Source organism: Stenotrophomonas sp. ZAC14D2_NAIMI4_6 (assembly GCF_003086875.1).
Classification (GTDB): Bacteria; Pseudomonadota; Gammaproteobacteria; order Xanthomonadales; family Xanthomonadaceae; genus Stenotrophomonas.
Genome location: NZ_CP025996.1, coordinates 3199413 through 3222190, shown reverse-complemented (window position 1 = coordinate 3222190; position 22778 = coordinate 3199413). Strand labels below are relative to the sequence as shown.

Below are 22778 nucleotides of genomic sequence, written 5' to 3'. Positions count from 1 at the left end.
AAAACGGCGGGCCGAGGCCCGCCGTTTTCATGTCCGCGTCTTCCAGGCGATCATGCTGCCTGCGAATGCGGGTCCTTGTGCTGGCGGTCGTAGTAGCTGGCTGCACGCAGTTCGTGGGTGTCGAAGTCGTCCACGGTGATGGTGTCCAGGGTCAGCGTACGCAGTTCTTCCAGCAGGCTGCGCTCGTCCTGGGTGATCACGCCTTCGGCCACGGCCTCGTCCAGCTGCGCCTTGAAGTCCAGCGCCTCGATGCCCTTGCTCTTCAGTGCCTTCAGGAACTTGCGCTCCACCGGCTCGGCCATGATCGCCTTGCTCAGGTAGCTGTTGATGCGGCCGCCCGGGTTGTTCTCGCACGGGGTCAGGAACACGCCACTGGCCAGGCGGTCGCGGGCTTCGTTGGGGGCCATCAGCAGGGCGGCCACGCGGCGGCTCAGGCGATCGCCCGGGGCTTCGGCACGACGGCCCAACGGGAAGATCAGCGCCCACATCAGCCAGCCGATCGGACGGATCGGGAAGTTGCGCAGGGCCGCCGACAGCGACTCTTCAATCTTGTGCACGCTGTCATGGAACGCCCAGGCCAGCAGCGGCTGGTCGGCCTGCGGTGCGCCTTCGTCGTGGTAACGCTTGAGCATGGCGCTGGTCATGTAGACATGGCTCAGCACGTCGCCCAGGCGGCCGGACAGCGATTCCTTGAACTTCAGCTTGCCGCCGAGGGTCATCATCGAGATGTCGGCCATCAGCGCCAGGTTGGCCGAGTAACGGTCCAGCTTGCGGAAGTAGCGGCGGGTGTAGGCGTCGCCCGGGGCGGCACCGAAGCGCGCGCCGGTCAGGCCGAACCAGAACGAACGCACCGCATTGGAAATGCCGTAGCGGATGTGGCCGAACAGGCTGCGGTCGAAGTCCTGCAGACCGGCGCGGGTGTCCGGATCCTGCGCGGCCTTCATTTCCTTCAGCACCCACGGGTGGCAGAGGATCGCACCCTGGCCGAAGATCAGCAGGCTGCGGGTCATGATGTTGGCGCCTTCCACGGTGATCGCGATCGGCGCGGCCTGCCAGCTGCGGCCGGCGAAGTTGCGCGGCCCGAGGATGATGCCCTTGCCGCCGATGACGTCCATCATGTCCGAGATCACTTCACGGCTCATGTTGGTGCAGTGGTACTTGGCGATGGCCGACGGCACCGACGGCACGTCGCCACGGTCGACCGCAGCGGCAGTGGCCTGCGACAGCGCGCTGATCTTGTAGGCCTTGCCGCCGATGCGGGCCAGCGCTTCTTCCACGCCCTCGAAGCGGCCGACCGACAGGCCGAACTGCTTGCGGATGCGTGCGTAGGCACCGGTGACCGCGGCGCCGGCCTTGGCACCGCCACTGGCGGTGGAGGGCAGGGTGATCGAGCGGCCCACGGCCAGGCACTCGTTGAGCATGTTCCAGCCCTTGCCGGCCATCGCGGCGCCACCGATCAGCTGGGTCAGCGGGATGAACACATCCTTGCCCTTGATCGGACCGTTCTGGAAGGTCGAGTTCAGCGGGAAGTGGCGACGGCCGATCTCCACGCCGGCGGTATCGCGCGGCAGCAGGCCCAGCGTGATGCCGATGTCGCGGGTTTCACCGATCAGGCCATCGGGATCGTACATGCGGAAGGCCAGGCCGATCAGCGAGGCGACCGGGGCCAGGGTGATGTAGCGCTTGTCGAAGGTCAGCTTGACGCCGAGCACCTGCTCGCCGTTCCACTCGCCCTTGCAGACGATGCCGTAATCGGGAATCGAGGTGGCGTCGGAGCCGGCGAACGGACCGGTCAGGCCGAAGCAGGGCACTTCGCGGCCATCGGCCAGACGCGGCAGGTACTGGTCCTTCTGTTCCTGGGTGCCGTAGTGCACCAGCAGTTCACCCGGGCCCAGCGAGTTCGGCACGCCCACGGTGGAGCTGACCACCGAAGACACCGAGGCCAGCTTCTGGATCACCTTGTGGTGGGCCAGCGCGGAGAAGCCCAGGCCGCCGTATTCCTTCGGAATGATCATGCCGAAGAACTTGTTCTTCTTGATGAAGGCCCACAGTTCCGGCGGCAGGTCGGCGTGGACATGGGTGATTTCCCAGTCGTTGACCATGGTGCACAGCTCTTCCACCGGGCCATCCAGGAAGGCCTGTTCTTCGGCGGTCAGCTGCGGCTTGGGGTAGTTCAGCAGGATGTTCCAGTCCGGATCACCGGTGAACAGCTCGCCCTCGAAACCGACCGAACCGGTTTCCAGCGCGATGCGCTCGGTCTGCGACAGCGGCGGCAGCACCTTGCGGAACACCTTCATCATCGGGCCGGTCAGCAGCGGCTTGCGGATGAACGGCAGCAGCAGCGGCACGGCAATCACGGCCAGCACGGCGGCGGCCACGATCGTGGCGGTCTGGTTCACGTAGGGCACGAACCAGCAGATGGCCAGCAGGGCCACGCTGATCAGCGTCCAGGTAACCAGCCGCATGCGGTGGTAGGCGACGAACGCGCCTGCCAGCAGCAGGGCGAGGAAGGGAAGAACGATGCTCATGAGCGTGCTCCGGTGACGTGCTCGTTTGTGGCGGACGAAGCCGCAGCATCCGCTGCGGGCAACACGTCCAGATAGTCCAACACAGTAGCGGTAAAGGCGTCGTTGTCATCACCGGCGACCATGTGCGTGGCCTGCGGCAACTGTACGTGGCGCGCGTGCGGCGCCAATGCCAGGAATTCGGCCACGGTCTGCGGCGTGACCAGGTCGCTGCGGCCGCCACTGACCAGCAGCAGCGGGCACTTCACCTGGCGCGCGGCCTCGGCCAGTGCGCCCTGGTGCTGTTCGCTGTCGCGGGCCAGCTCGGCCACCAGGCGCGGGTCCCAGTGCCAGCGCCAGCGGCCGTGGCCATCCTCGCGCAGCAGTGCCTGCAGGGACGCTTCGGATTTGCGCGGGCGGTGCGGCAGGTAGGCGGAAATCACATCGGCAGCGTGCGCCAGCGAAGTGAAGCCCTCGGGGTGGGCGGTCATGAAGGCCAGGATGCGTTCCACGCCGGCGGTGTCCCAACGCGGGGTGATGTCCACCAGCACCATGGCCGAAAACAGGCCCGGCCAGCGCGCTTCGGCCAGCAGACCGAACAGGCCGCCCATGGAGGCGGCCACCAGCACCGGCGGTCGCGGTTGTTCACCGGCCAGCACGATCAGGTCATCGGCAAACTGCTCGCCGTGGTAGGGCAGATCGGCCGCATTCCAGTCCGAATCGCCATGGCCGCGCGCATCGTAGGCCAGGGTCTGCAGGCCGGCGGCCGACAGGGCGCGGGCGGTGGCATTCCAGGCGTGCCGGGTCTGGCCGAAGCCGTGCGCGAACAGCACGTGTCCGCGTCGCCCGGCCTGGTTGGCCGTGGCAGCCAGGTGCGCGCCATGGGCCGCTTCCAGGCGCAGATCGGTGAATACAGCGGCAGCAGCAGGGGTAACCATACTTGATAGTATGGATGGGCCGTGGAGGAAGTCAATACTGCCCGGTATGGTGCGCTGCGGAAGCCGCGCCGCAAGGGTCATGACGGTTTCCAGCGCAACGGCATACTGCAACGAACCCCGGCGTATGGTTAAATCAGCCCATGAATCAACCTGACACTTCCGCCGGCGAACCGCGCGCCGGCCGCAACAGCCGCCTGAGTGCCGAAGACTGGGCCCAGGCCGCCCTCGACCTGATTGCTGAACAAGGGGTGGGCGCCGTCGCGGTGGAGCCGCTGGCCCGCCGCCTGGGTGTCACCAAGGGCAGTTTCTACTGGCACTTCCCCTCGCGCGATGCGCTGCTGCAGGCCGCGCTGGAACGCTGGGAACTGTTCGAGCAGGAACAGGTGTTCGGCAGCCTGGAAGACGTGCCCGATCCGCGTGCACGCCTGCGCCAGCTGTTCCAGATGGTGGCCCATGAAGTGCAGCCGCACATCATCTACAGCGAGCTGCTGAAGGCACTGGACCACCCGATGGTGCGACCGGTGATCGACCGCGTTTCGCAGCGTCGCCTGGATTATCTGGTCGCTTCGTTCCGCCAGGCGGGACTGAGTTCCACCGATGCCCGCCACCGTGCGCGGCTGGCGTATGCGGCCTATGTCGGTTTCCTGCAGCTGTCGCTGCAGCTGCAGCAACCCAAGCAGGCGCGCGAAGATTTCGAAGCCTATGTCGAACACTTGATCGAGACGTTGATTCCCAACGGTTGATCAGCACCGGCGACGAACGCAACGACGAAGGGCCGCAGCACTGCTGCGGCCTTTTTCATTGCGCGGTCGTTCGTGCACAACGCGGAAGCGGAGAAGCGCTGAAACAGAAACGGGGCCCCGAAGGGCCCCGTCCTGGTGTTTTACGCTACGAACAGGCCTCGATCAGAAGCGCTGGGTGTACTGCATGAACACGTAGCGGTCGAAGTCCAGCATCGGGTCGATCGAACCGGAGCTGTTGTTGGTCTGCGAGTAGCTCTGCGGCGGGGTCTTGTTCCAGATGTTGCGCGCGCCGACGGTGACGGTGCCGTTCCACGGCGCCGCCCAGCTGACCGACACGTCCTGGTACGAGATCGAGCCCTTCTTGTTGGCGCCTTCACCGCCGCCCCAGCCGCCGTTCGGGGTCAGGTAGGTCGGGTCGTTGCACTCTTCGGCCGAACCGTCGAAGCAGAAGTCACGGTAGCCGCCGTAGTAGCGCAGGTTCCACTGCGCCGACAGGTCACCCTTGGCCCAGTTCACGCCCAGGGTGCCGCGCACGCGCGGGAAGTTCCAGTAGCCGGCGTAGTTGTCCCAATCGGCAGTGGAATCGCTCTTGGAACGGTAGGCCGACAGGTAGTTGGCGTCCAGGTGCACCGAGAACTGGCCGATGCTCATTTCCGGCAGGCGGTAGTTGGCACCGAAGTTGTAGCCTTCGGTTTCCAGCACACCCAGGTTGGCGTTACCGCGGCTCAGTGCCACGACCTGGCCCGATGCAGCGTCGCGGGTGTAGTTACAGAACGAGTCCACACCGTTGTAGCACTGCTGCAGGACGTAGGTGGCCGACACGGCGGTGATCACGTTGTTGATGGTGATCTTGTACCAGTCCAGCGAGAAGTCCAGGCCCTGCACCCAGCGCGGGCTGAACACGAAGCCCACGGTACGGGTCTTGCTGTATTCCGGTTCCAGCTCGGCGTTACCCACACCGGCCTGGAACGGCGCGATGCTCTGGCTTTCGCGGGCACCGACCGGTGCGCCGGCGCTGTCCTGCTGGCGGAAGTTGGCGCCCAGGCCTTCGGCGTTGCAGCGTGCCGCGGCCGTGGCGTTGCCGGTACGGATACCCAGCAGGGCATCGCACGGATCGGTGAAGTAGTCGAAGGTCTGCGAGCCGCCACCGAAGGTGTCGTCCAGGGTCGGGGCGCGGAAGCCCTTGCCGTAGGTCGCGCGGACCAGCAGGTCTTCAACCGGCTTCCAGGTCAGGCTGAACTTGCTGTTGGTGGTGTCGCCGAAGCGGTCGTAATCGGAGTAGCGGCTGGCGATGTCGAACGACAGCTCCTTCGCACCCGGCACGTCCTTCAGCACCGGAATCATCAGCTCCAGGTACACTTCGTCGGTCTTGTACTTGCCGCGGGTTGCGCCGGCAGCCAGATCGGTGGTGTAGCCGGCAGCGGACAGCTGGTCCGGATAGTCGTAGCCATCAACGGTGCGGTGTTCGATACCGGCCGCGAAGGCAAACTCGCCCGCGTCGCCCGGCATGTTGAACAGGCCGCCGGTGATGTTGGCGAAGTACTGCTTGCTGACGCTCTGCTGGGTGGCCTGGCTGATGGTGTTGATGTACTGCAGGGCATCAGCAGTGGAGGCCGACGGGCCGCCCAGGATGTTGAACGGGGTGCACTGGCCAGCGGCCAGGCTGGTGCCCAGCGCGATCGGGTTGGCAGCGGTACCGCACTGCACGACGCCCTGCGAGTTCAGGAACGACGGGCCCAGGGCCTTTTCCAGTGCCAGCAGGTTGACGTTGCCGGTGCCGATCTGGGTGACATCGAACTTGTTGTAGTTCATGCCCACGTCCCAGTTCCAGCCGTGGTCGCCGAAGTCGAAGGCACCTTCCAGCGCGCCGTCGAAGTGGTACGACTTCACGTTGTTCTGCGAAATACGCGGGATTTCAATCGTGCGGCGGAACCAGTTGTCCAGGGCCAGGCCGGCACCCGGATTGGCCTGGTTGCCGAACGGGTTGTAGTAGCTGTCGGCGCTGATCGACACCGGGTAGGTCGGCTGTGCAGCGGCGCTCAGCGGGTAGCCGGCAACCTGGCGGACCGAGTCACGCTCGGAGTACATCACAGTCGACTTGAAGCTGATGTTCGGATTGAAGTCGTAGGACACCGAGGTGAAGATCGACTTCGTTTCCGATTCCTGCTGCAGCATCATCTGCTGGCTGGAATTGAAGCGGTCATTGGCGGTGACGCCAACGTGGTAGTTGCCCAGGCTGTTGGAAGCCGCGCCAACGCCCACGCCGTCGTAGGTGCCGGTGTGGTTCAGCACGTACATGTTCGGCGACCAGTCGCCGTCGGCAGCGGAGACGATGTTGCCGTCTTCGTCCAGGTAGTTGCCCGCACCCGGGGTACCGGCGGCGCGCGGATCGGTGAAGCGACCCCACGGACCGGTGGCGCTCAGGCCGGCACCGATGTGGCGCGGACCGTAGGTGTAGCGGGTCAGCTCGCGGTCCTTGGCCCACACCGGATCTTCCTTGGTGTAGCTGGCGCCGAAGATGATCGAGCTGTTCTCACCGGTGGTGCCGGCGGTGAACGAGTACGACTGCTTCTGGCCATCGCCGCGGCCGTTCTGGCCGATCAGGCCGGAGAACTCAGCGCCTTCGAAGTTCGAACGCATGATGATGTTGACCACACCGGCCACGGCGTCGGAGCCGTAGATGGCCGAAGCGCCGTCCTTCAGCACTTCGATGCGCTCGATCAGCGCGCTCGGGATGGTCGACAGGTCGGTGTAACCGGCCAGGCTGGTGGTCCAGCGCTTGCCGTTGACCAGCACCAGGGTGCGGTTTTCGTTGAGGTTGTACAGGTTGACGTACTGGCCACCCTGTTCCGGGTTGGAGGTCAGCACGGCGGCCTTGCTGAAGTTCTGCGTACCGGCAACCGACAGGTTCTGCAGGATGTCGCCGACGCTGACCAGGCCCGACTTCTTGATGTCCTCGGAGGACACGGTGAAGATCGGCTGGGCGGTTTCAACGTCGACCGAACGGATGCGCGAACCGGTGACCTGGATGCGATCCAGGTTGGTGGCGCCGCTGGTGGCTTCCTGCGCATGGGCGGTCGCGGTGGAGGCACCGGCGACCAGCGCGATGACAACGGCATCGCGCAGCTTGTTGGACTTGAAATTCATTGGCTCTCTCTCTCCAAGGAAATCTTGGCTGGGGTAGTGCCTGGCGACGGGACCCAATAGGGGCCCCAAAAACGCAAGGCTGAACCGATAGTAACGAGCCTCGTTGGAAAATTAAAGGTGTGTTAATTCATGTCTCACTTTCCTCGGAATTCAAGGAAAGTCTTTGTATTTCAATGGGTTGGAGTTTAACTGCGCAACCGCTGGCGGTTTATGACAGGCGGTGGGTGCGTAAAAAGTTTCAATTGATGCATGTCGCGACGTGTCGTTGTGTAACCGCTGTGCCCGGCAGAGGCGCGACACGATGCGCGCGGAAACAGAAAAGGGCGCCCCGAGGCGCCCTTGTTGCGACATGGCCGGGTTACCGGCCAGAGGTGGGATCAGAGATCCTGTTCGTAGCGCACGTACGGCACGGTGCCGTCGTCGTTGCTCTCGTTGCGCGGGGAGAACGGATTCTTGCCGCGGCTGATGACGTTTTCCGCGCCGACGGTCAGCTGGCCCGACCACGGGGTGCGCCAGGTCAGGCCGATGCCCAGGCCTTCCCATTTGCCCGGCTTGCCGGGTACATCGACCACGCGGCCGATGATGCTGCCGCTGAAATTGCCGTAGCCGGCGCCCAGGCTCAGGCTCTTGCTGTCCCAGCGGTCGACGATGGCCGGTGCGGCGTCGGCCAGCGGCACCAGGCGCGCCTTGGCGTAGGTGCCGGCAATGGAGACGAAGCCCTCGCGGCCGATGTTGCGCTGGGCGAACACGGTCAGATCGTTCTGCTCGGCGCGCAGGGCAGGGGTCTTGTTCGGCGAGGCCAGCCATGCCGGCAGGGTTTCACGGCCGGTACCGGCGGTGATGCCCAGGCGGTTGCTGCCACGGTTGAGTGCGGCGGTGCCGGTGAAGCGGCGGTTGTTGGCACCGATCGCGTCGTCTTCATCGCCCAGGCTGGCCAGCATGCAATGGCTGGCCAGACCGCTGATGCTGGTACCACTGCTGCTGTTGCACAGCAGGCCCAGCGAGTCGCCCGAGGACAGACCGAACGCGGCATCCAGCGAGTTGCGGCCGAAGTGCCAGCGTGCGCCCGCGGCCTGTTCGCCGGTGGGCTCCAGGTACAGCAGGGCTTCGACCTTGCCGCTGCCCTTGTTCCACACCGGAATGACGGTGCGGGTGTCCTTGCTCTGCGCATGCGCGCCCGTGATCGCGCCAAGGGCGATCAGCAGGGCCAGCGGTAGACGCAGGAAGGTACGCATCGGACCAGTTCAGACAGGGGCGGACGACGAAAGTTCCCGCTGGGGCGGGAACTCGATCCTAGGGTGTTTATGAATTCTTAACAAGCCTTGATCCTCCCCAGAACACAAGACCTGTCTGTTTTACTGAAGCCGTTCAGGTGCCGGTGCATTCCCCTCGGCACCGTGGAACAGTATGCCGAACTCCGTCAACGGAAAGTGATACTCCTGTCCGCAGAATTCGCATCGCACTTCCACCGCGCCGGTGTCCTCGGCGGCCGCGCGGGCTTCTTCTTCACCCAGCGATTCGAGCATGGCCGCGACCCGCTCGCGCGAGCAGGAGCAGGCGAAGGACAGCGGCTTGTCGCCCACCAGCACCGGCTTTTCCTCGTGGAACAGGCGGTGCAGCAGGTCTTCGGCCGGGGTGGCCAGCAGCTCGGCCTTGCCCAAGGTCTCGAACAGCGCACTGGTGCGCACCCAGCCATCATCATCGCCCTCGTCGCCGGGCAGCTTCTGCAGCAGCAGGCCACTGGCGCCATTGCGGTCGGCGGCCAACAGCAGGCGGGTCGGCAGCTGTTCGGACTGCTGGAAGTAGTCCTCGAAGGCTTCGTCCAGCTCGGCCGCGCTCAGGCCGACCAGGCTCTGGTAACGCTGCGGCTCGCGCGGGTCCAGGCCCGGGTTCTCGATGGTGATGGCCAGCAGCGCGCCCTGGCCCAGGGTGGACAGGTCACGCGGGGCATCGCCGCCGTCGGCCAGCTGGGCGATGCCGCGCAGGGTGCCGGCGGCGGTGCATTCGGCGAACAGGGCGCGCAGGTCGGTGTTGCTGCGCAGCTGGATCGACAGACGGCCATCGACCTTGGTGTGGCCGGTGAACAGGGCCGAGGCGACGCTGGCCTGGCCCAGCAGTTCAGCGGCGTTGTCCGGGTAGACCGCGTGCGACAGGATCTTCTGCCAGGTGGCATGCAGGCGCACGTGGACACCGCGGACGCCGGCGTCGGGCAGCAGGAAACGGATCAGGGAATCGGATTGGGCGGTCATCGGCTCACATCGCGCGGAAACAGGGGCGGTTGCCGGATAATGCGCCGACAACCAGATAGAAGAAGGATGCACCAGTAATGGGGGCAGGGGGAGAGCAGGACAAGGTGGCGGCCGCCCCGGTCGCGCAGCGCCGGCGCTGGCGCTGGCGGCAGCTGCTGTGGCTGCCGGTGCTGTTCGTGGCGTTCAGCTGCCTGCAGGTGCTGGTGCTGCGTTTCATCGATCCGCCGCTGTCCACGGTGATGCTGTGGCGCTATGGCGAAGCCCTGGGCCAGGCTGACTGGTCCTACCGGCTGCATTACCAGTGGCGTGATCTGGACGACATGGCCCCCAGCCTGCCCATTTCGCTGGTGGCCGCCGAAGACCAGCGCTTCCCCGACCACAATGGCTTCGACCTGCAGGCCATCGAGAAGGCGCGTGACCACAACGCGCGCGGTGGGCGCCTGCGTGGCGCCAGCACGATCAGCCAGCAGGTGGCCAAGAACCTGTTCCTGTGGCAGGGCCGCAGCTGGGTGCGCAAGGGCCTGGAGGTCTGGTACACGGTGCTGATCGAAGCGTTCTGGCCCAAGCAGCGCATCCTGGAGATGTACGCCAACATTGCCGAGTTCGGTGACGGCGTCTATGGCGCGCAGGCGGCGGCGCAGACCTTCTGGCGCAAGGATGCCGCGCGCCTGAGTCCGGCCGAGAGCGCGCGCCTGGCGGCGGTGCTGCCGGCGCCGCGCCGTTACAACGCGGCCAAGCCCGGGCCGTACGTGCAGCGGCGAGCGGCGTGGATCCAGCGCCAGGCACGGCAGCTGGGCGGCGCGGGGTATCTGCAGGAGTAGGGCAGCGGCGGGCCGCAGGCGCGCCTGCAACGTACAATCCGGGCATGAATCGTGACCGCCTGACGTTCGTCATTGCCGCCCACAACGAAGCACTGGCGCTGCCGCAGCTGCATCCGCGCCTGTGCGCGGTGCTCGATGGCCTGGCCGATATCGACGGCCACGTGCTGTACGTGGACGACGGCAGCAGCGATGAGACCTGGGCGGTGATCAGCGGTTTGGCCGCGGTGGATCCTCGCGTTTTAGCCCTGCGCCTGTCGCGCAACTTTGGCAAGGAAGCGGCCCTGACTGCCGGCCTGGACCAGGTGCGCGAAGGCGCGGCCATGATCCTGGATGCTGATGGCCAGGATCCGCCGGAACTGGTGCCGCAGTTCGTCGCGCGCTGGCGCGAAGGCTTCGACAACGTCTATGGCACCCGTCTGGTGCGTGACGGTGAAAGCTGGAGCAAGCGGGCGACGGCGGCGCTGTTCTACCGGGTGATCGGGCGCCTGTCGCCCACGCCGATTCCGGCCGACACCGGTGATTTCCGTCTGCTGTCGCCCCGCGCGCTTTCGGCGCTGCGTGAGCTGCGCGAGCGCCACCGTTTCATGAAGGGGCTTTTCAGCTGGGTCGGGTTCCGCCGCGTGGCGGTGCCCTACCACCGGCATGCGCGCCTGGCCGGCACCAGCAAGTTCAGCCTCTGGCGCTTGTGGAACTTCGCCCTGGAAGGCATCACCGGCTTTTCCACGGTGCCGCTGCGCGCGGCCACCTATCTGGGGCTGGCAACGGCGGCGGTGGCCTTCATGTTCGGCGTGTGGGTGATCGTGAAGGCGGCCCTGTACGGCGACCGCGTGGCTGGCTGGCCGACCATGATGGCGGTGATCCTGTTCCTGGGCGGGGTGCAGTTGATCGCCCTGGGGCTGATCGGCGAGTACCTGGGCCGGCTGTACGAAGAGTCCAAGCAGCGACCGCTGTACCTGGTTGACGCGTGGTTGGCACCGGGCGTGGCAGAATCGGCCCTGCAACCCACCCTGGGAGGGCAGGCAGATGACGTCGGTACGGCAACTGTTGGACGGCAAGTCCCCTGAAGTGCACGCGGTCGCCCCTGGCGCCGCGGTGATCGATGCGATCCGGCTGATGGCCGAAAAGGGCATCGGTGCGGTGCTGGTGATGGACGGCCCGCGCCTGGTCGGCATCCTTTCCGAACGTGACTACGCACGCAAGATCGTGCTGCGTGACCGCTCCTCGCGCGATACCGCGGTGGCGGAAATCATGACCGCGCAGGTGGTGACCGTGGCGCCGGGTGAGCAGGTGGAGCATTGCCTGCAGCTGGTGACCGATTACCGTATCCGCCATCTGCCGGTGGTGGAAGGCGGGCAGGTGCTGGGGGTGATATCCATCGGCGATCTGGTGAAGTCGGTGATCGATGCGCAGCGGCGCGAGCTGGATCATCTGCAGCAGTACATCGTGGCCGGGTAGTTTTTCGCTGGCGGGCTGGCAGCCCGCCGGCCCGCTTTGAGAAGCCAGAGCCAGAGCAAGAGCAACGGCTTCAGAACAGCGCCTTCCTGATGCGTGGGGAGGCGGAGGGCATGGCCGTGCAGGACACGCGGTAAATACGTCCATGTAGCTCGTAGGCGCCGTCCTTGGCGCCTACGGTCCTGCACGGCCATGCCCTCCGCCTCTGGACACGGTCCTGCGAGCGCGGTGCATTTCAGTGCCGACCATCTGCGTCTGCCGACCACGCGCTTCTGCCGACCATCCGCTGCTGCCGACCACCCGCTTCTGGTAGGTGCCAACCTTGGTTGGCACAGCTCTTGATCTTGATCTTGATCTTGATCTTGAATTTCCGCTCTCGTTCCGCGCGCGGGGAACTGTCTGGAGGCGGAGGGCTACCGCAGGCAGGACCGTAGGCGCCAGGGACGGCGCCTACGAGCTACATGGATGTATTCACCGCGTGTCCTGACTGCGGTAGCCCTCCGCCTCACCCCATGAAAGAGCACGCGCCGCGAACAACCGCTCTTACTTCGCATACTGCCCACCGCAGTTGGCGTCCTTGCCCGGGCCGGTCTCGATCGTTGCCAGCAGCGCGGCCGGCGGGGCGATGCTGCCCAGCGCCAGGGCCACCGCGCCGCGCAGGCCCAGCGCCTTGAAGTCCGGGCGGAACGAGGGGTCCTTGAAGGTGCCGCCGATGCGCAGTGGCGAGCGCAGTACCAGGATGCTCTTGTCCTTCGGCCGTGGCCGCAGCAGCAGGTCCAGCGATTCGTCGCGCAGGTTCACCGTTCCCTCGCCGATGACGATGGTATCGGTGGTGTCCACCGCCAGTGCGCGACTGGTCATCAAACCATCGCGCACGCCGAAATCGGCGAAGGCACAGCGCAGGGGAATCTGCCGGTCACCGGTGAACAGGAACTTCACCGATTCGGTGATATCCAGCCCAGCCAGCTCCATTACCAGGTTGCCCACGTGGCCGCGGCCCATCGCCACGCCCACGTCGCCGCTGCTGCCACCCAGCATCGCCGCGATCGAATTGCCGCGACCGCTCAGGTCGATCTGTCCGCTGATGCCGCCCTTGGCCTGCTCGGCCAGCTTTGCATCGGGGAACAGCTGCCCCAGCTGCACGCCGCGGACGCTGGCCTTCAGCGTGGTGGCAATCTGCGGCTGCCGTGCATCCATGCGGATCGTGCTGCGGATATCACCACCGGCCACACCGAAATTCAGGGGATCCAGGCGCAGTACGCCGTCGTCCAGCAGCAGGTGCGCGTCCATGTCGTCCAGCGGCAGCGAGGGCGCATTGATGCGGTGCGCTGTCCAGCGCACGTCGGCGTCCATCGCACGCAGCTTGCCCAGGTTGTAGGGCGTGTCCGGCAGCACGCGGCTGCTGGCCGCCACCTGCGCTGCTTCGGCTTTCTGCTCGGCATTGGCGGTCTCGCCACTGCCGGTCCTGGGCGGAGCGCCGACGAAGCCGGCCAGATCATCGAAATCCAGTCGGCGCGATTCCAGCGTGGCCGTTAGGCGCGGTCGGTCGCGGCCCACGTCGAACTGCAGGTTGCCGCCCAGGTCGCTGTCTCCGACCTTGCCGGTGAAGCGCTCGTAGCGCCACACGTTGTGGTCGCGCTTCAGGCGACCATTCAGGGCATACGGCGGCGATGGGGGAATGGCGATGCCCAGCAGCGGGTAGAGGTCGGCCAGGTCCTGGCCACTGAGGGCGAACTGCAGGTCGAACAGCTGCAGTGCGAACGGATTGGTCAGCGTGCCGCTGGCTACGGCATGGGTGCCGCCGGCACGGCCGTCCAGGTGGATGCGGAAGGGATGAGCGCTGTCGGTCAGCTGCAGGGGCGATTCGGTGCCGCCGCTGAGGGAGAACGCGTTGCCCTGCCAGCGGCCCTTGCCGGCCACCAGCAGGGGCGGCGCGGCGTCGCCCTGGCGCGGCTGGCCACTGCGTACGTTCAGGCGGATATCGGTGCGGCCACGCACATCGGAAAACTGCAGGCGTCCGTCGTCGATGAACAGGCGTTTCAGTTGCGGCGCGGTGCCACCCCTGCTGTCGCCGAGGAAATCCCAGTTGCCGGGCTCGCCCTCACGCGGCGCCGTCTGCAGCAGCACATCGGGGCGGGTCAGGCGTACCTCAGGCAGTTGCACGCTGCCGCGCAGCAGCGGCCAGACCCGCACGTCGATCTCCACCCGGTCGGCGCTGGCCATGTTCGGCTGCCGGGCCCAGGCCGCGTTGGCGAAGGTGATCGCATCGGCGCGCACAGTGGTGGTGCGTCCCAGGTCCACGTCCAGATTGCCGATGTGCAGGGCGCGCCCGGTGCGGGCCTGCACGGCACGCTCCACCGGGCCCTTGAACCAGTTCCAGTCCCACAGGGCGATGAGGACCAGGATCGCGGCCAGCACGAACACCAGGGCGGCCAGCCAGCGCTGGCCCCGGCGGCCGGGGCGGCGGAGGCGCCAGCGCGAAGCGCGCGGCGTCGCAGGGGAAGGGGCAGCATTCACGCTGCCATCGTTGCCCCACCGAAGTGGACGGGGCGCGAAGCGCTCATGTGCATGGTGTGCACAGGAGCGCGGTGCAGCCGGGTTACAGCACCTGCATGGTGACGGCCACGAAGTGGCAGACGCTGCCGCCGATCACGAACAGGTGCCAGATTGCATGCGAATAGGGAATCGATTCGCGGTGGTAGAAATAGGTGCCCAGGGTGTAGGACAGGCCGCCGCCGAACAGCCAGGCCAGGGTGCTGCCGTCGATGGAGGCCCACATCGGCTTGATCGCCACGATCACCAGCCAGCCCATGGCGATGTAGATACCGGTGGACAGCGCCTTGAAGCGGCCGGTGTAGAACAGCTTGAACACCACCCCGCCCAGCGCCAGCGCCCAGATGGCCGTGAACAACCCCCAGCCCCAGGGGCCGCGCAGGCCGATCAGGGTGAACGGGGTGTAAGTGCCGGCGATCAGCACGTAGATCGCGCAGTGGTCGAACACCTTCAGGCGGCCCTTGGCCGTGGGGTGCTGGATGGCGTGGTACAGCGTGGAGGCGGTGTACAGCAGCAGCAGGGCGATGCCGAACACGATGGCGCTGGCCAGCTGCCAGCCGTCGCCGTAGATGGCGGCCAGGGTGATCAGTACGGCGCCGGCGGCCAACGCGAATACCGCGCCGAGCCCGTGGGTCAGGGCGCTGGCGATTTCTTCGCGGATGGAAGCAACAGTCGTGGTGGACATGGCGATGACGTGGTTCGCGGGGAGGGGGACCCGCAGCCCCCCTATCATCGCCGCGATGGCGGTCGCTTGCACCCCCGCCACCGTATGGTGGGTGAACCGGCGCCCATCCACGCATGGCGTGGATCTACCGGGCGCCGATCCGACCCCCGGCCGGTCAGGCCACCGAGACGGTGTGGGCGGCTTCGCGGGTGGCCGAGAAGCGCACGTCCGGCGCGCGTTCCTGGGCCAGCTGCAGGTTCACCCGGGTCGGGGCCAGGTAGACCAGCTGGCCGGCCGCATCCAGGGCCAGGTTCAGCGCGTTCTTCTCGCGGAACTCTTCCAGCTTCTTCTCGTTGCTGCAGGTGACCCAACGCGCGGTGGTCACGCTGACCGGCTCGAAGGTCGCTTCCACGCCGTACTCGTCCTTCAGGCGGTAGGCGGCCACGTCGAACTGCAGCACACCCACCGCGCCCAGGATCAGGTCGTTGCTGGTGAGCGGGCGGAAGAACTGGGTCGCGCCTTCTTCGGACAGCTGGGCCAGGCCCTTCTGCAGCTGCTTCAGCTTGAGCGGATCGCGCAGGCGCGCGCGGCGGAACAGTTCCGGGGCGAAGTTCGGGATACCGGTGAAGGTGACCGCTTCGCCTTCGGTGAAGGTATCGCCGATGGAAATGGTGCCGTGGTTGTGGATGCCGATCACATCGCCCGGCCAGGCTTCGGCGGCGATTTCACGGTCACTGGCCATGAAGGTCAGCGCGTTGGCCAGCTTCATCTCCTTGCCGGTGCGCACGTGGAAGGTCTTCATGCCGGCGTTGAAACGGCCCGAGCAGATGCGCATGAAGGCCACGCGGTCGCGGTGCTGCGGGTCCATGTTGGCCTGGATCTTGAACACGAAGCCGGTCAGCTTGTTTTCCTGCGGGGCGATCTCGCGGCCGGTGGTGGCGCGTGCCTGCGGGGCGGGGGCGTGTTCGACGAAGAAATCCAGCAGCGGCTGCACGCCGAAGTTGTTCACGCCCGAACCGAAGAACACCGGGGTCTGCTTGCCGGCGCGGTAGGCGTCCAGGTCGAACGGGTGGCTGGCGCCCTGCACCAGTTCCAGTTCGTCGCGCAGTTCTGCCAGCATCTGCGCGCCGATCTTTTCGGCCAGGCCCGGCGCATCGATGGACGGGAAGATGGTCGAATCCTGGCGGGTGAAGTTGCGGCCCGGTTCGTACAGATGCACTTCGCCGGTCAGCAGGTGCACCACGCCCTTCAGGCGCTGGCCCATGCCGATCGGCCAGGTGACCGGGGCGCACTGGATGCCCAGCACGGTTTCCACTTCATCCAGCAGTTCGATCGGGTCCTTGCCCTCGCGGTCGAGCTTGTTGATGAAGGTCATGATGGGGGTGTCGCGCAGGCGGCACACTTCCATCAGCTTGATGGTGCGCTCTTCCACGCCCTTGGCCACGTCGATCACCATCAGCGCCGAGTCCACCGCGGTCAGCACGCGGTAGGTGTCCTCGCCGAAGTCGGCGTGGCCGGGGGTGTCGAGCAGGTTGACGATCTTGCCCTCGTAGGGGAACTGCATCACCGACGACGTAACGGAGATGCCGCGTTCCTTTTCCAGTGCCATCCAGTCGGAGGTGGCATGGCGGGCGGCCTTGCGGCCCTTCACTGAACCGGCCATCTGGATCGCGCCCCCGAACAGCAGCAGCTTTTCGGTCAGCGTGGTCTTGCCGGCGTCAGGGTGGGAAATGATGGCGAAGGTGCGGCGGCGCGACGCTTCGGTGGCGACTTCGGACATGGCAGTGGCGCCCGCCCGGGGCGCTTTTCAAAGAGATAAGCGGCCGATTATACCGGCCGGGGCCGGTCAGCGCCCGGCACTGGCTTCGGTGCTGCTGTCACGGGCGAACTGCAGCTGCCCCTGCGCGGTGAAAATGCGCACCGGCACCGAGCGCAGGCCCATGCCGCGGTTCACCTGGACCACGAAGTGCAGGTGCGGGGCAGTGCTGAAGCCGCTGTTGCCCGACAAGCCGAGCGGCTGCCCGGCCTGCACCGCCTGGCCGGGCCGCACCCGCATGCCGCCGGCCTGCAGGTGCGCGTACAGCCCCATGCTGCCGTCGCTGTGCAGCACGCGGATGAAGTTGGCGCGGGCGCCATCGCGCTGGCGGTCCTGGCCATTGGCCTGGAAGCCGTCCTGCACCTGCATCACCGTGCCCTCGCGCGCGGCCATGACCAGGGTGCCTTCGGCCAGGGCGAAATCCACCGCATCGCGGTTTTCCTCATCCTGGTGGCTGAAGCGACCATTGGGCGCCTGGTCCACGCGCAGCTGCGTGGCTTCGAAGGGCAGGCGATACGCCACGTCCTCGGCCAGCGCCGCTGGCGTGCCGGGCACGGCATTCATGCGTACTTCGAGGGGGCGCCCATCGGCCGGGGCCGCCAGATGACCGACCACCAGGGTGCCGCCGCCCTGCACCAGCGACTGCACGGGCAGCCCTTCGATGGCTTGGCCGGGCGCGGCGCGCAGTTCGATCTGCAGCGGGCCGGCCAAGGGGTTGTCGATCCGGGCCTGCCATTGCTCGCCAACCGGTTGCAGCCGCAGCTGGGCCAGCGGCGCGGCGTGGGGCGCCGCGCCGCGTTCCGCAGGGGCCTGGCCCGTCGACACCAGCCCCCAGCCCTGCCGCCAGTCGCTGGCGTGGGCAGGGGCTGCGGCCAGCAGCGCAGACAACAGGCAGCACAGGTGCAGGCAGCACAGGGGCAGGCGGGGCATCAGCGGTTCCGGCGGGGCGGGCGCCGGACTGTAGCCGATCCTGAACGGAGCTGGCGGTACTGCTTCCCGTTTCACTGTCCTGCATTCATTCATCGCTTTATCCGCATGAAGGGATTGACAGGCCCGGAATCCGCTGGCATCGTGGTTCCACCATCGAGACCGGCAGAGGGACAGGCCCTTTGAAGCCGGGGCAGCCCGCAGGCATGCAAATGCCGGCGTAGGTGCCAAATCCTGCGGGGACCGTGGCGTCCACCGAAAGATGGTTCGAGCGTGCACCGCCGGTGCATCTTGAACGCGAGCCCCGCGAAGGCTCGATGGCCGATTCCCAACTGGATCCCGCCATGAGCTTCGCCCCCAGCACCGTGCTTCGCCCCGAATCCTTTGCCCCCGTCAGCGTGCCGGTCGATGACCGCGTGCACGCCGAGCGCGGCGAGTTCGCCGCGGTGCTGTCGATGCGCCACGCCGGCCCGTGCCCGGTGCGCCTGCGCTACGAGTGGGTCGGCCCGGCCACCGCGCCGGTAGTGGTGCTGGCCGGTGGCATTTCCGCCCACCGCCATGTGGCCAGCAACCCGCAGTTCAGCGAAAAGGGCTGGGCCGAAGGCCTGGTCGGCGCCGGGCGCGCTCTGGACCCGCAGCAGCTGCGCGTGCTCGCCTTCGATTTCATCGGCGCCGACGGCGCGCTGGATGTGCCGATCGACACGGCCGACCAGGCCGACGCCCTGGCCCTGCTGCTCGACCACCTGGGTGTGCGCACGCTGAAGGCCTTCGTCGGCTATTCCTATGGCGCGCTGGTGGGCCAGCAGTTCGCCGTGCGCCACCGTGCGCGGGTGCGCCAGCTGGTGTTGGCCAGCGGTGCGCACCGCCCGCATCCCTATGCCGCCGCCTGGCGCGCGCTGCAGCGCCGTGCCGTTGCGCTGGGCCAGCTGCAGTGTGGCGAAGACCACGGCCTGGCCCTGGCCCGTCAGTTCGCGATGCTCAGCTACCGCACCCCGGAAGAGTTTGGCGAGCGCTTCGACGCTGCGCCGGAAGTGGTCAACGGGCGCGTGCGGGTCGCGGCCGAAGACTATCTGGACGCGGCCGGTGCGCAGTACGTGGCGCGCACGCCGGTGACCGCGTACCTGCGCCTGTCCGAATCGATCGACCTGCATCGGGTGGACCCCGCCGCCATCCTGCCGCCCACCGTGGTGGTGGCCGTGGAAGGCGACCGCCTGGTGCCGCTGGCCGATCTGGTCGGCCTGGTCGAGGGCCTGGGCCCGCGCGGCAGCCTGCGCGTGCTGCGCTCGCCCTACGGCCACGATGCCTTCCTGAAAGAAACCGATCGCATCGACGCGATCCTCGCTACTGCCTTCCGCACTTCTGGAGAGACCGCATGAGCCTGCACGCCACCGAGCCGTCCTGTAGCCGCACCACCGCCGCGGTCCGCGCCGGGATCGACCGCGACACCGCCCACGGTGCGGTCACCCCGCCGATCGTGCTGTCCTCGAACTTCAGCTTCGAAGGATTCGGCAACAAGCGCCAGTACGACTACACCCGCAGCGGCAACCCCACCCGCGATCTGCTGGGCGAAGCCCTGGCCGAACTGGAAGGCGGCGCGGGCGGCGTGGTCACCGCCACCGGCATGGGCGCCATCAACCTGGTGTTGAACGCGCTGCTGCAGCCCGGCGATACGCTGGTGGTGCCGCACGATGCCTACGGCGGCAGCTGGCGCCTGTTCAACGCGCTGGCCAAGAAGGGTCACTTCGAACTGGTCACCGCTGACCTGACCGATCCGCGCGCGCTGGCCCAGGCCCTGGCCACCCAGCCGAAGCTGGTGCTGGTGGAAACGCCGTCCAACCCGCTGCTGCGCATCACCGACCTGCGCTTCGTGATCGAAGCCGCGCACAAGGCCGGCGCGCTGGTGGTGGTGGACAACACTTTCCTGTCGCCGGCACTGCAGCAGCCGCTGGCCTTCGGCGCCGATCTGGTGCTGCATTCCACCACCAAGTACATCAATGGCCACAGCGATGTGGTGGGCGGCGCGGTGATTGCGCGCGATCCGGCCGTGCATGAACAGCTGGTGTGGTGGGGCAATGCGCTGGGCCTGACCGGCTCGCCGTTCGACGCCTTCCTGACCCTGCGCGGCCTGCGCACGCTGGATGCGCGCCTGCGCGTGCACCAGGAAAACACCGCGTCCATCGTCGCGCTGCTGGACGCGCACCCGGCGGTGGCGCGGGTCTACTACCCGGGCCTGGCCGATCATCCCGGCCATGCCATTGCCGCGCGCCAGCAGAGTGGCTTCGGCGCGATGCTGTCCTTCGAACTGGCCGACTGCGAAGGCGACGATCCGCACGCGGCGGTGCGCGCCTTCGTTGATGGCCTGCGCTGTTTCACCCTGGCCGAATCGCTGGGCGGCGTCGAAAGCCTGGTCGCACACCCGGCCACCATGACCCATGCGGCGATGACCGCCGAAGCCCGTGCCGCGGCCGGGATCAGCGAGGGCCTGCTGCGTCTGTCGGTCGGCATCGAGGCCGAACGGGACCTGCTGGCCGACCTGGACGCGGCGCTGCAGCGCGCCGAAGCGGCGATCGACCATGCCGCACGCCGCAAACAGGTGGTGGATGCATGAGCGCAGTGGCCGCTGAACTTCCCGCCGTTGCCACCGGGCGGTTGGCACTGTTGGGTACCGGCACGGTGGGCACTGCCTTCGTGCAGCGCTACCAGGCGCTGCAGGCGCGCGGGCTGACACTGCCGGGCGTGCAGTGGCTGGCCAATTCGCGCACCGCGCTGGCCATCGATCGCGATCTGGCGGTGCCGCTGGAACTGGCGCGGCGTGCGCCACGCGACGGCCAGGGCGCGCCGCGCTGGGCCGGTACCGAAGGCCTGGAACGCGGCGACGTGGTGGTCGATGCAACGGCCAGCGAAGAGGTGGCCGCACGCCACGTGCAGTGGCTGGCGCGGGGCGTGCACGTGGTCACCGCCAACAAGCTGGGCCGTGGTGCACAGCTGGCGCGTGCGCAGGCCATCGCCCACAGCTGCGCCGACAGTGGTGCGCGCTACGGCGACAGCGCTACGGTCGGTGCCGGCCTGCCGCTGCTCAGCAGCCTGCGCGCGCTGGTGGCCGGCGGTGACCACATCCATGCCATCGAGGGCGTGCTGTCCGGGTCCCTTGCCTGGCTGTTCCATCGTTACGACGGCCAATCGCCGTTCTCGGCCGCGGTACGCGAGGCGCTGGCGGCCGGCTACACCGAGCCGGACCCGCGGGTGGATCTGTCCGGTGAGGATGTGCGACGCAAGCTGCTGATCCTGGCGCGCAGCAGTGGTCTGGCGCTGGATGCCGCACAGGTGCAGGTGGAATCGCTGGTGCCTGAAGCACTGGCCGCGTTGCCGCTGGAACAGGCGCTGGTTGCACTGGAACAGTTGGATGCGCCGCTGCAGGCGCGCTGGCAGCAGGCGCACGCGCAGGGCCGCCTGCTGCGCTTTGTTGGCCGTGTGGATGCGCAGGGCGCACAGGTGGGCCTGCGCGAGCTGGCCGCCGACCACCCGCTGGCGCAGGGCGCTGGCACCGACAACCGCGTGGCCATCCACAGTGATCGTTACCGCCATCAGCCCCTGCTGATCCAGGGGCCGGGGGCCGGTGCCGAAGTGACGGCGGCCGCCCTGCTGGATGATGTGCTGCGCATCGTGGGCTGAGGCATCGCCGGGCATGGCCCGGCGTTACCCCGATCTTGCAACGGTAGCGCCGGGCCATGCCCGGCGGAGCGCCATCAACGCGTCTTCAACGCCTTCAGCAACGCGGCATTGAACTGCTTCGGGTCCTGCACCTGCGGCGAATGCCCCAGCGCGGCGAATTCCACCAGCGTCGCCCCGGGAATGGCGGCCGCCGCCGCCTTGCCCAGTGCGGGGTAATTGCCCAGCGTCGCTTTCAATTCCGCCGGTGCCTGGTCGCGGCCGATGGCGGTGCGGTCCTTCTGCCCGATGAACAGCGTGGTGGGCACCTGCAGGTTCTTCAGTTCGTAGACCACTGGCTGGTTGAACACCATGTCCGAGGTCAGCGCCTGGCTCCAGGCCACCGCCTGCTTGCCAGGGCCGGCGTACATGCCCGACTGCATGCGTGCCCAGGTTTCATAGGCCGGCTTCCATTTGCCGTCGTAGTAGACGTCCAGCTGGTAGCGGCGGATGCTGTCATAGCTGATGTTCATTTCACCGGCGTACCACGCATCCACGCTGCGCCACGGCACACCCAGCGCCTTCCAGTCTTCCAGCCCGATCGGGTTGACCAGCGACAGGCTGCGCAGATCCTGCGGATAGGTAAGCGCGTAGCGCACGCCCAGCATGCCGCCCATCGAATGGCCGACCAGGTGGACCGGCAGTTCGCCCAGTTGCAGGTGCTGCAGCAGGGCGTGGGTGTTGGCTGCCAGCTGCCCGAACGAATACTGGTAGCGCTCGGGCTTGCTGGATTTGCAGAAGCCGACCTGGTCGGGGGCAATGACCCGGTAGCCGGCGGCCACCAGCGGCTTGATGGTTTCCTTCCAGGTGGCGGCGCAGAAATTCTTGCCATGCAGCAGCACGACCACGCCGATGGGAGACTTCTTCGGCGCGATGTCCAGGTAGGCCATCTCCAGCGGCTGCTGCTGCGATTCCAGGCTGAAGGTCTTCACCGGGTAGCCGTAGTCGAAGCCCTCCAGCCGCGCACCGTAGGTCGGGGGCGGCGCGGCCAGCGCGGACAGGGGCAGGCAGGAAAGCAGGGCGGCAGCGACCAGGCGCATGGGGTTCTCCGTGGCAGGGAACCCCGAGCGTAACCGCAAATCGTTGCCGCCGCCGCCTCCGCCGGTAGAGTCGACTGTCAGTCGACTACCGCGCGCAGCGCGGGTTCCCGCAGCCTGCCGGCAGAGCAGTCGACTGACAGTCGACTCTACCGCCACCGCGCGCAGCGCGGGTTCACGCAACCTGCAGGTAGAGTCGAGCTTGCTCGACTATCGCGC

At 67.2% G+C, this 22778-nt stretch carries 17 protein-coding genes and 1 riboswitch; of the genes, 7 read left to right on the top strand and 10 right to left on the bottom strand.

The window, feature by feature from the left end:
* Positions 1–50 precede the first annotated feature (50 nt).
* On the bottom strand, positions 51–2528 hold the full coding sequence (locus C1933_RS14875; RefSeq protein WP_108753873.1) for an acyl-CoA dehydrogenase: 2478 nt from the start codon (positions 2526–2528) through the stop codon (positions 51–53).
* Positions 2525–3442 (bottom strand): alpha/beta hydrolase, encoded by a 918-nt coding sequence (locus C1933_RS14870; protein WP_108753872.1) that lies wholly within the window; start codon positions 3440–3442, stop codon positions 2525–2527. The genes C1933_RS14875 and C1933_RS14870 overlap by 4 nt, the downstream gene beginning before the upstream one ends.
* A gap of 140 nt (positions 3443–3582) precedes the next feature.
* Between C1933_RS14870 and C1933_RS14865 the strand changes: the two genes are divergently transcribed.
* The gene (locus tag C1933_RS14865) at positions 3583–4185 is read left to right on the top strand and encodes a TetR/AcrR family transcriptional regulator (RefSeq protein WP_108750790.1); all 603 of its coding nucleotides are present in this window, start codon (positions 3583–3585) and stop codon (positions 4183–4185) included.
* A 162-nt stretch (positions 4186–4347) separates the two neighbouring features.
* Here the strand turns inward: C1933_RS14865 and C1933_RS14860 are convergent, their stop codons facing one another.
* The 3 genes from C1933_RS14860 to C1933_RS14850 all read right to left on the bottom strand — a co-directional run bounded on the left by C1933_RS14860 (position 4348) and on the right by C1933_RS14850 (position 9581).
* Positions 4348–7332 carry a TonB-dependent receptor gene (locus C1933_RS14860; protein ID WP_108753871.1) on the bottom strand — a complete coding sequence of 995 codons (2985 nt, stop codon included), beginning with the start codon at positions 7330–7332 and terminating at the stop codon, positions 4348–4350.
* A gap of 377 nt (positions 7333–7709) precedes the next feature.
* Positions 7710–8567 carry a hypothetical protein gene (locus C1933_RS14855; RefSeq protein WP_108753870.1) on the bottom strand — a complete coding sequence of 286 codons (858 nt, stop codon included), beginning with the start codon at positions 8565–8567 and terminating at the stop codon, positions 7710–7712.
* Between the two features lie 120 nt (positions 8568–8687).
* Positions 8688–9581 (bottom strand): Hsp33 family molecular chaperone HslO, encoded by an 894-nt coding sequence (locus tag C1933_RS14850; protein ID WP_108753869.1) that lies wholly within the window; start codon positions 9579–9581, stop codon positions 8688–8690.
* 77 nt (positions 9582–9658) lie between these two features.
* On the opposite strand from C1933_RS14850, the gene mtgA reads away from it, so the two are divergent.
* The 3 genes from mtgA to C1933_RS14835 are packed head-to-tail and all read left to right on the top strand — an operon-like array spanning position 9659 to position 11857.
* Positions 9659–10402, top strand: a complete 744-nt coding sequence (mtgA, locus tag C1933_RS14845; RefSeq protein ID WP_108753868.1) for a monofunctional biosynthetic peptidoglycan transglycosylase — start codon at positions 9659–9661, stop codon at positions 10400–10402.
* 44 nt (positions 10403–10446) lie between these two features.
* Positions 10447–11466: a glycosyltransferase family 2 protein gene (locus C1933_RS14840; protein WP_108753867.1), complete on the top strand. Its 1020-nt coding sequence runs from the start codon at positions 10447–10449 to the stop codon at positions 11464–11466.
* Positions 11426–11857, top strand: coding sequence for a CBS domain-containing protein (locus C1933_RS14835; RefSeq protein ID WP_108753866.1), 432 nt, complete (start codon positions 11426–11428; stop codon positions 11855–11857). The genes C1933_RS14840 and C1933_RS14835 overlap by 41 nt, the downstream gene beginning before the upstream one ends.
* 540 nt (positions 11858–12397) lie before the next feature.
* Here the strand turns inward: C1933_RS14835 and C1933_RS14830 are convergent.
* From C1933_RS14830 to C1933_RS14815, 4 genes are all read right to left on the bottom strand, one after another.
* Positions 12398–14371, bottom strand: a complete 1974-nt coding sequence (locus C1933_RS14830; protein WP_108753865.1) for an AsmA family protein — start codon at positions 14369–14371, stop codon at positions 12398–12400.
* 82 nt (positions 14372–14453) lie between these two features.
* Positions 14454–15092: a hemolysin III family protein gene (locus C1933_RS14825; protein ID WP_108753864.1), complete on the bottom strand. Its 639-nt coding sequence runs from the start codon at positions 15090–15092 to the stop codon at positions 14454–14456.
* A gap of 154 nt (positions 15093–15246) precedes the next feature.
* A complete protein-coding gene (locus tag C1933_RS14820; protein ID WP_108750781.1) occupies positions 15247–16851 on the bottom strand; it encodes a peptide chain release factor 3 in 1605 nt (534 codons plus the stop codon).
* Between the two features lie 66 nt (positions 16852–16917).
* Entirely contained in the window at positions 16918–17817 is a 900-nt protein-coding gene (locus C1933_RS14815) for a M23 family metallopeptidase (protein ID WP_108753863.1), read from the bottom strand.
* A 147-nt stretch (positions 17818–17964) separates the two neighbouring features.
* Positions 17965–18083, top strand: a riboswitch (SAM riboswitch).
* Positions 18084–18158: 75 nt separating this feature from the next.
* Here C1933_RS14815 and C1933_RS14810 point away from each other — a divergent pair.
* Genes C1933_RS14810 through C1933_RS14800 form a run of 3 tightly spaced genes read left to right on the top strand, consistent with a single transcriptional unit; the run spans position 18159 to position 21486 of the window.
* On the top strand, positions 18159–19190 hold the full coding sequence (locus C1933_RS14810; RefSeq protein ID WP_108754858.1) for a homoserine O-succinyltransferase: 1032 nt from the start codon (positions 18159–18161) through the stop codon (positions 19188–19190).
* Positions 19187–20422 carry an O-succinylhomoserine (thiol)-lyase gene (locus tag C1933_RS14805; protein WP_108753862.1) on the top strand — a complete coding sequence of 412 codons (1236 nt, stop codon included), beginning with the start codon at positions 19187–19189 and terminating at the stop codon, positions 20420–20422. Before C1933_RS14810 ends, C1933_RS14805 begins: the two co-directional genes overlap by 4 nt.
* The gene (locus tag C1933_RS14800; RefSeq protein WP_108753861.1) at positions 20419–21486 is read left to right on the top strand and encodes a homoserine dehydrogenase; all 1068 of its coding nucleotides are present in this window, start codon (positions 20419–20421) and stop codon (positions 21484–21486) included. Before C1933_RS14805 ends, C1933_RS14800 begins: the two co-directional genes overlap by 4 nt.
* Positions 21487–21560: 74 nt before the next feature.
* On the opposite strand, the gene C1933_RS14795 is transcribed toward C1933_RS14800, so the two are convergent.
* Positions 21561–22562: an alpha/beta hydrolase gene (locus tag C1933_RS14795; RefSeq protein ID WP_108753860.1), complete on the bottom strand. Its 1002-nt coding sequence runs from the start codon at positions 22560–22562 to the stop codon at positions 21561–21563.
* Positions 22563–22778: the final 216 nt, after the last annotated feature.

What these genes read in the sequence shown, in the direction of transcription:
- C1933_RS14855 (WP_108753870.1), bottom strand. Translation starts at nt 8,567, where the DNA reads ATGCGTACCTTCCTGCGTCTACCGCTGGCCCTGCTGATCGCCCTTGGC.
- C1933_RS14810 (WP_108754858.1), top strand. Translation starts at nt 18,159, where the DNA reads ATGAGCTTCGCCCCCAGCACCGTGCTTCGCCCCGAATCCTTTGCCCCC.
- C1933_RS14795 (WP_108753860.1), bottom strand. Translation starts at nt 22,562, where the DNA reads ATGCGCCTGGTCGCTGCCGCCCTGCTTTCCTGCCTGCCCCTGTCCGCG.
- C1933_RS14825 (WP_108753864.1), bottom strand. Translation starts at nt 15,092, where the DNA reads ATGTCCACCACGACTGTTGCTTCCATCCGCGAAGAAATCGCCAGCGCC.
- C1933_RS14870 (WP_108753872.1), bottom strand. Translation starts at nt 3,442, where the DNA reads ATGGTTACCCCTGCTGCTGCCGCTGTATTCACCGATCTGCGCCTGGAA.
- C1933_RS14840 (WP_108753867.1), top strand. Translation starts at nt 10,447, where the DNA reads ATGAATCGTGACCGCCTGACGTTCGTCATTGCCGCCCACAACGAAGCA.
- C1933_RS14875 (WP_108753873.1), bottom strand. Translation starts at nt 2,528, where the DNA reads ATGAGCATCGTTCTTCCCTTCCTCGCCCTGCTGCTGGCAGGCGCGTTC.
- mtgA (WP_108753868.1), top strand. Translation starts at nt 9,659, where the DNA reads ATGGGGGCAGGGGGAGAGCAGGACAAGGTGGCGGCCGCCCCGGTCGCG.
- C1933_RS14805 (WP_108753862.1), top strand. Translation starts at nt 19,187, where the DNA reads ATGAGCCTGCACGCCACCGAGCCGTCCTGTAGCCGCACCACCGCCGCG.
- C1933_RS14815 (WP_108753863.1), bottom strand. Translation starts at nt 17,817, where the DNA reads ATGCCCCGCCTGCCCCTGTGCTGCCTGCACCTGTGCTGCCTGTTGTCT.
- C1933_RS14850 (WP_108753869.1), bottom strand. Translation starts at nt 9,581, where the DNA reads ATGACCGCCCAATCCGATTCCCTGATCCGTTTCCTGCTGCCCGACGCC.
- C1933_RS14860 (WP_108753871.1), bottom strand. Translation starts at nt 7,332, where the DNA reads ATGAATTTCAAGTCCAACAAGCTGCGCGATGCCGTTGTCATCGCGCTG.
- C1933_RS14800 (WP_108753861.1), top strand. Translation starts at nt 20,419, where the DNA reads ATGAGCGCAGTGGCCGCTGAACTTCCCGCCGTTGCCACCGGGCGGTTG.
- C1933_RS14835 (WP_108753866.1), top strand. Translation starts at nt 11,426, where the DNA reads ATGACGTCGGTACGGCAACTGTTGGACGGCAAGTCCCCTGAAGTGCAC.
- C1933_RS14820 (WP_108750781.1), bottom strand. Translation starts at nt 16,851, where the DNA reads ATGTCCGAAGTCGCCACCGAAGCGTCGCGCCGCCGCACCTTCGCCATC.
- C1933_RS14865 (WP_108750790.1), top strand. Translation starts at nt 3,583, where the DNA reads ATGAATCAACCTGACACTTCCGCCGGCGAACCGCGCGCCGGCCGCAAC.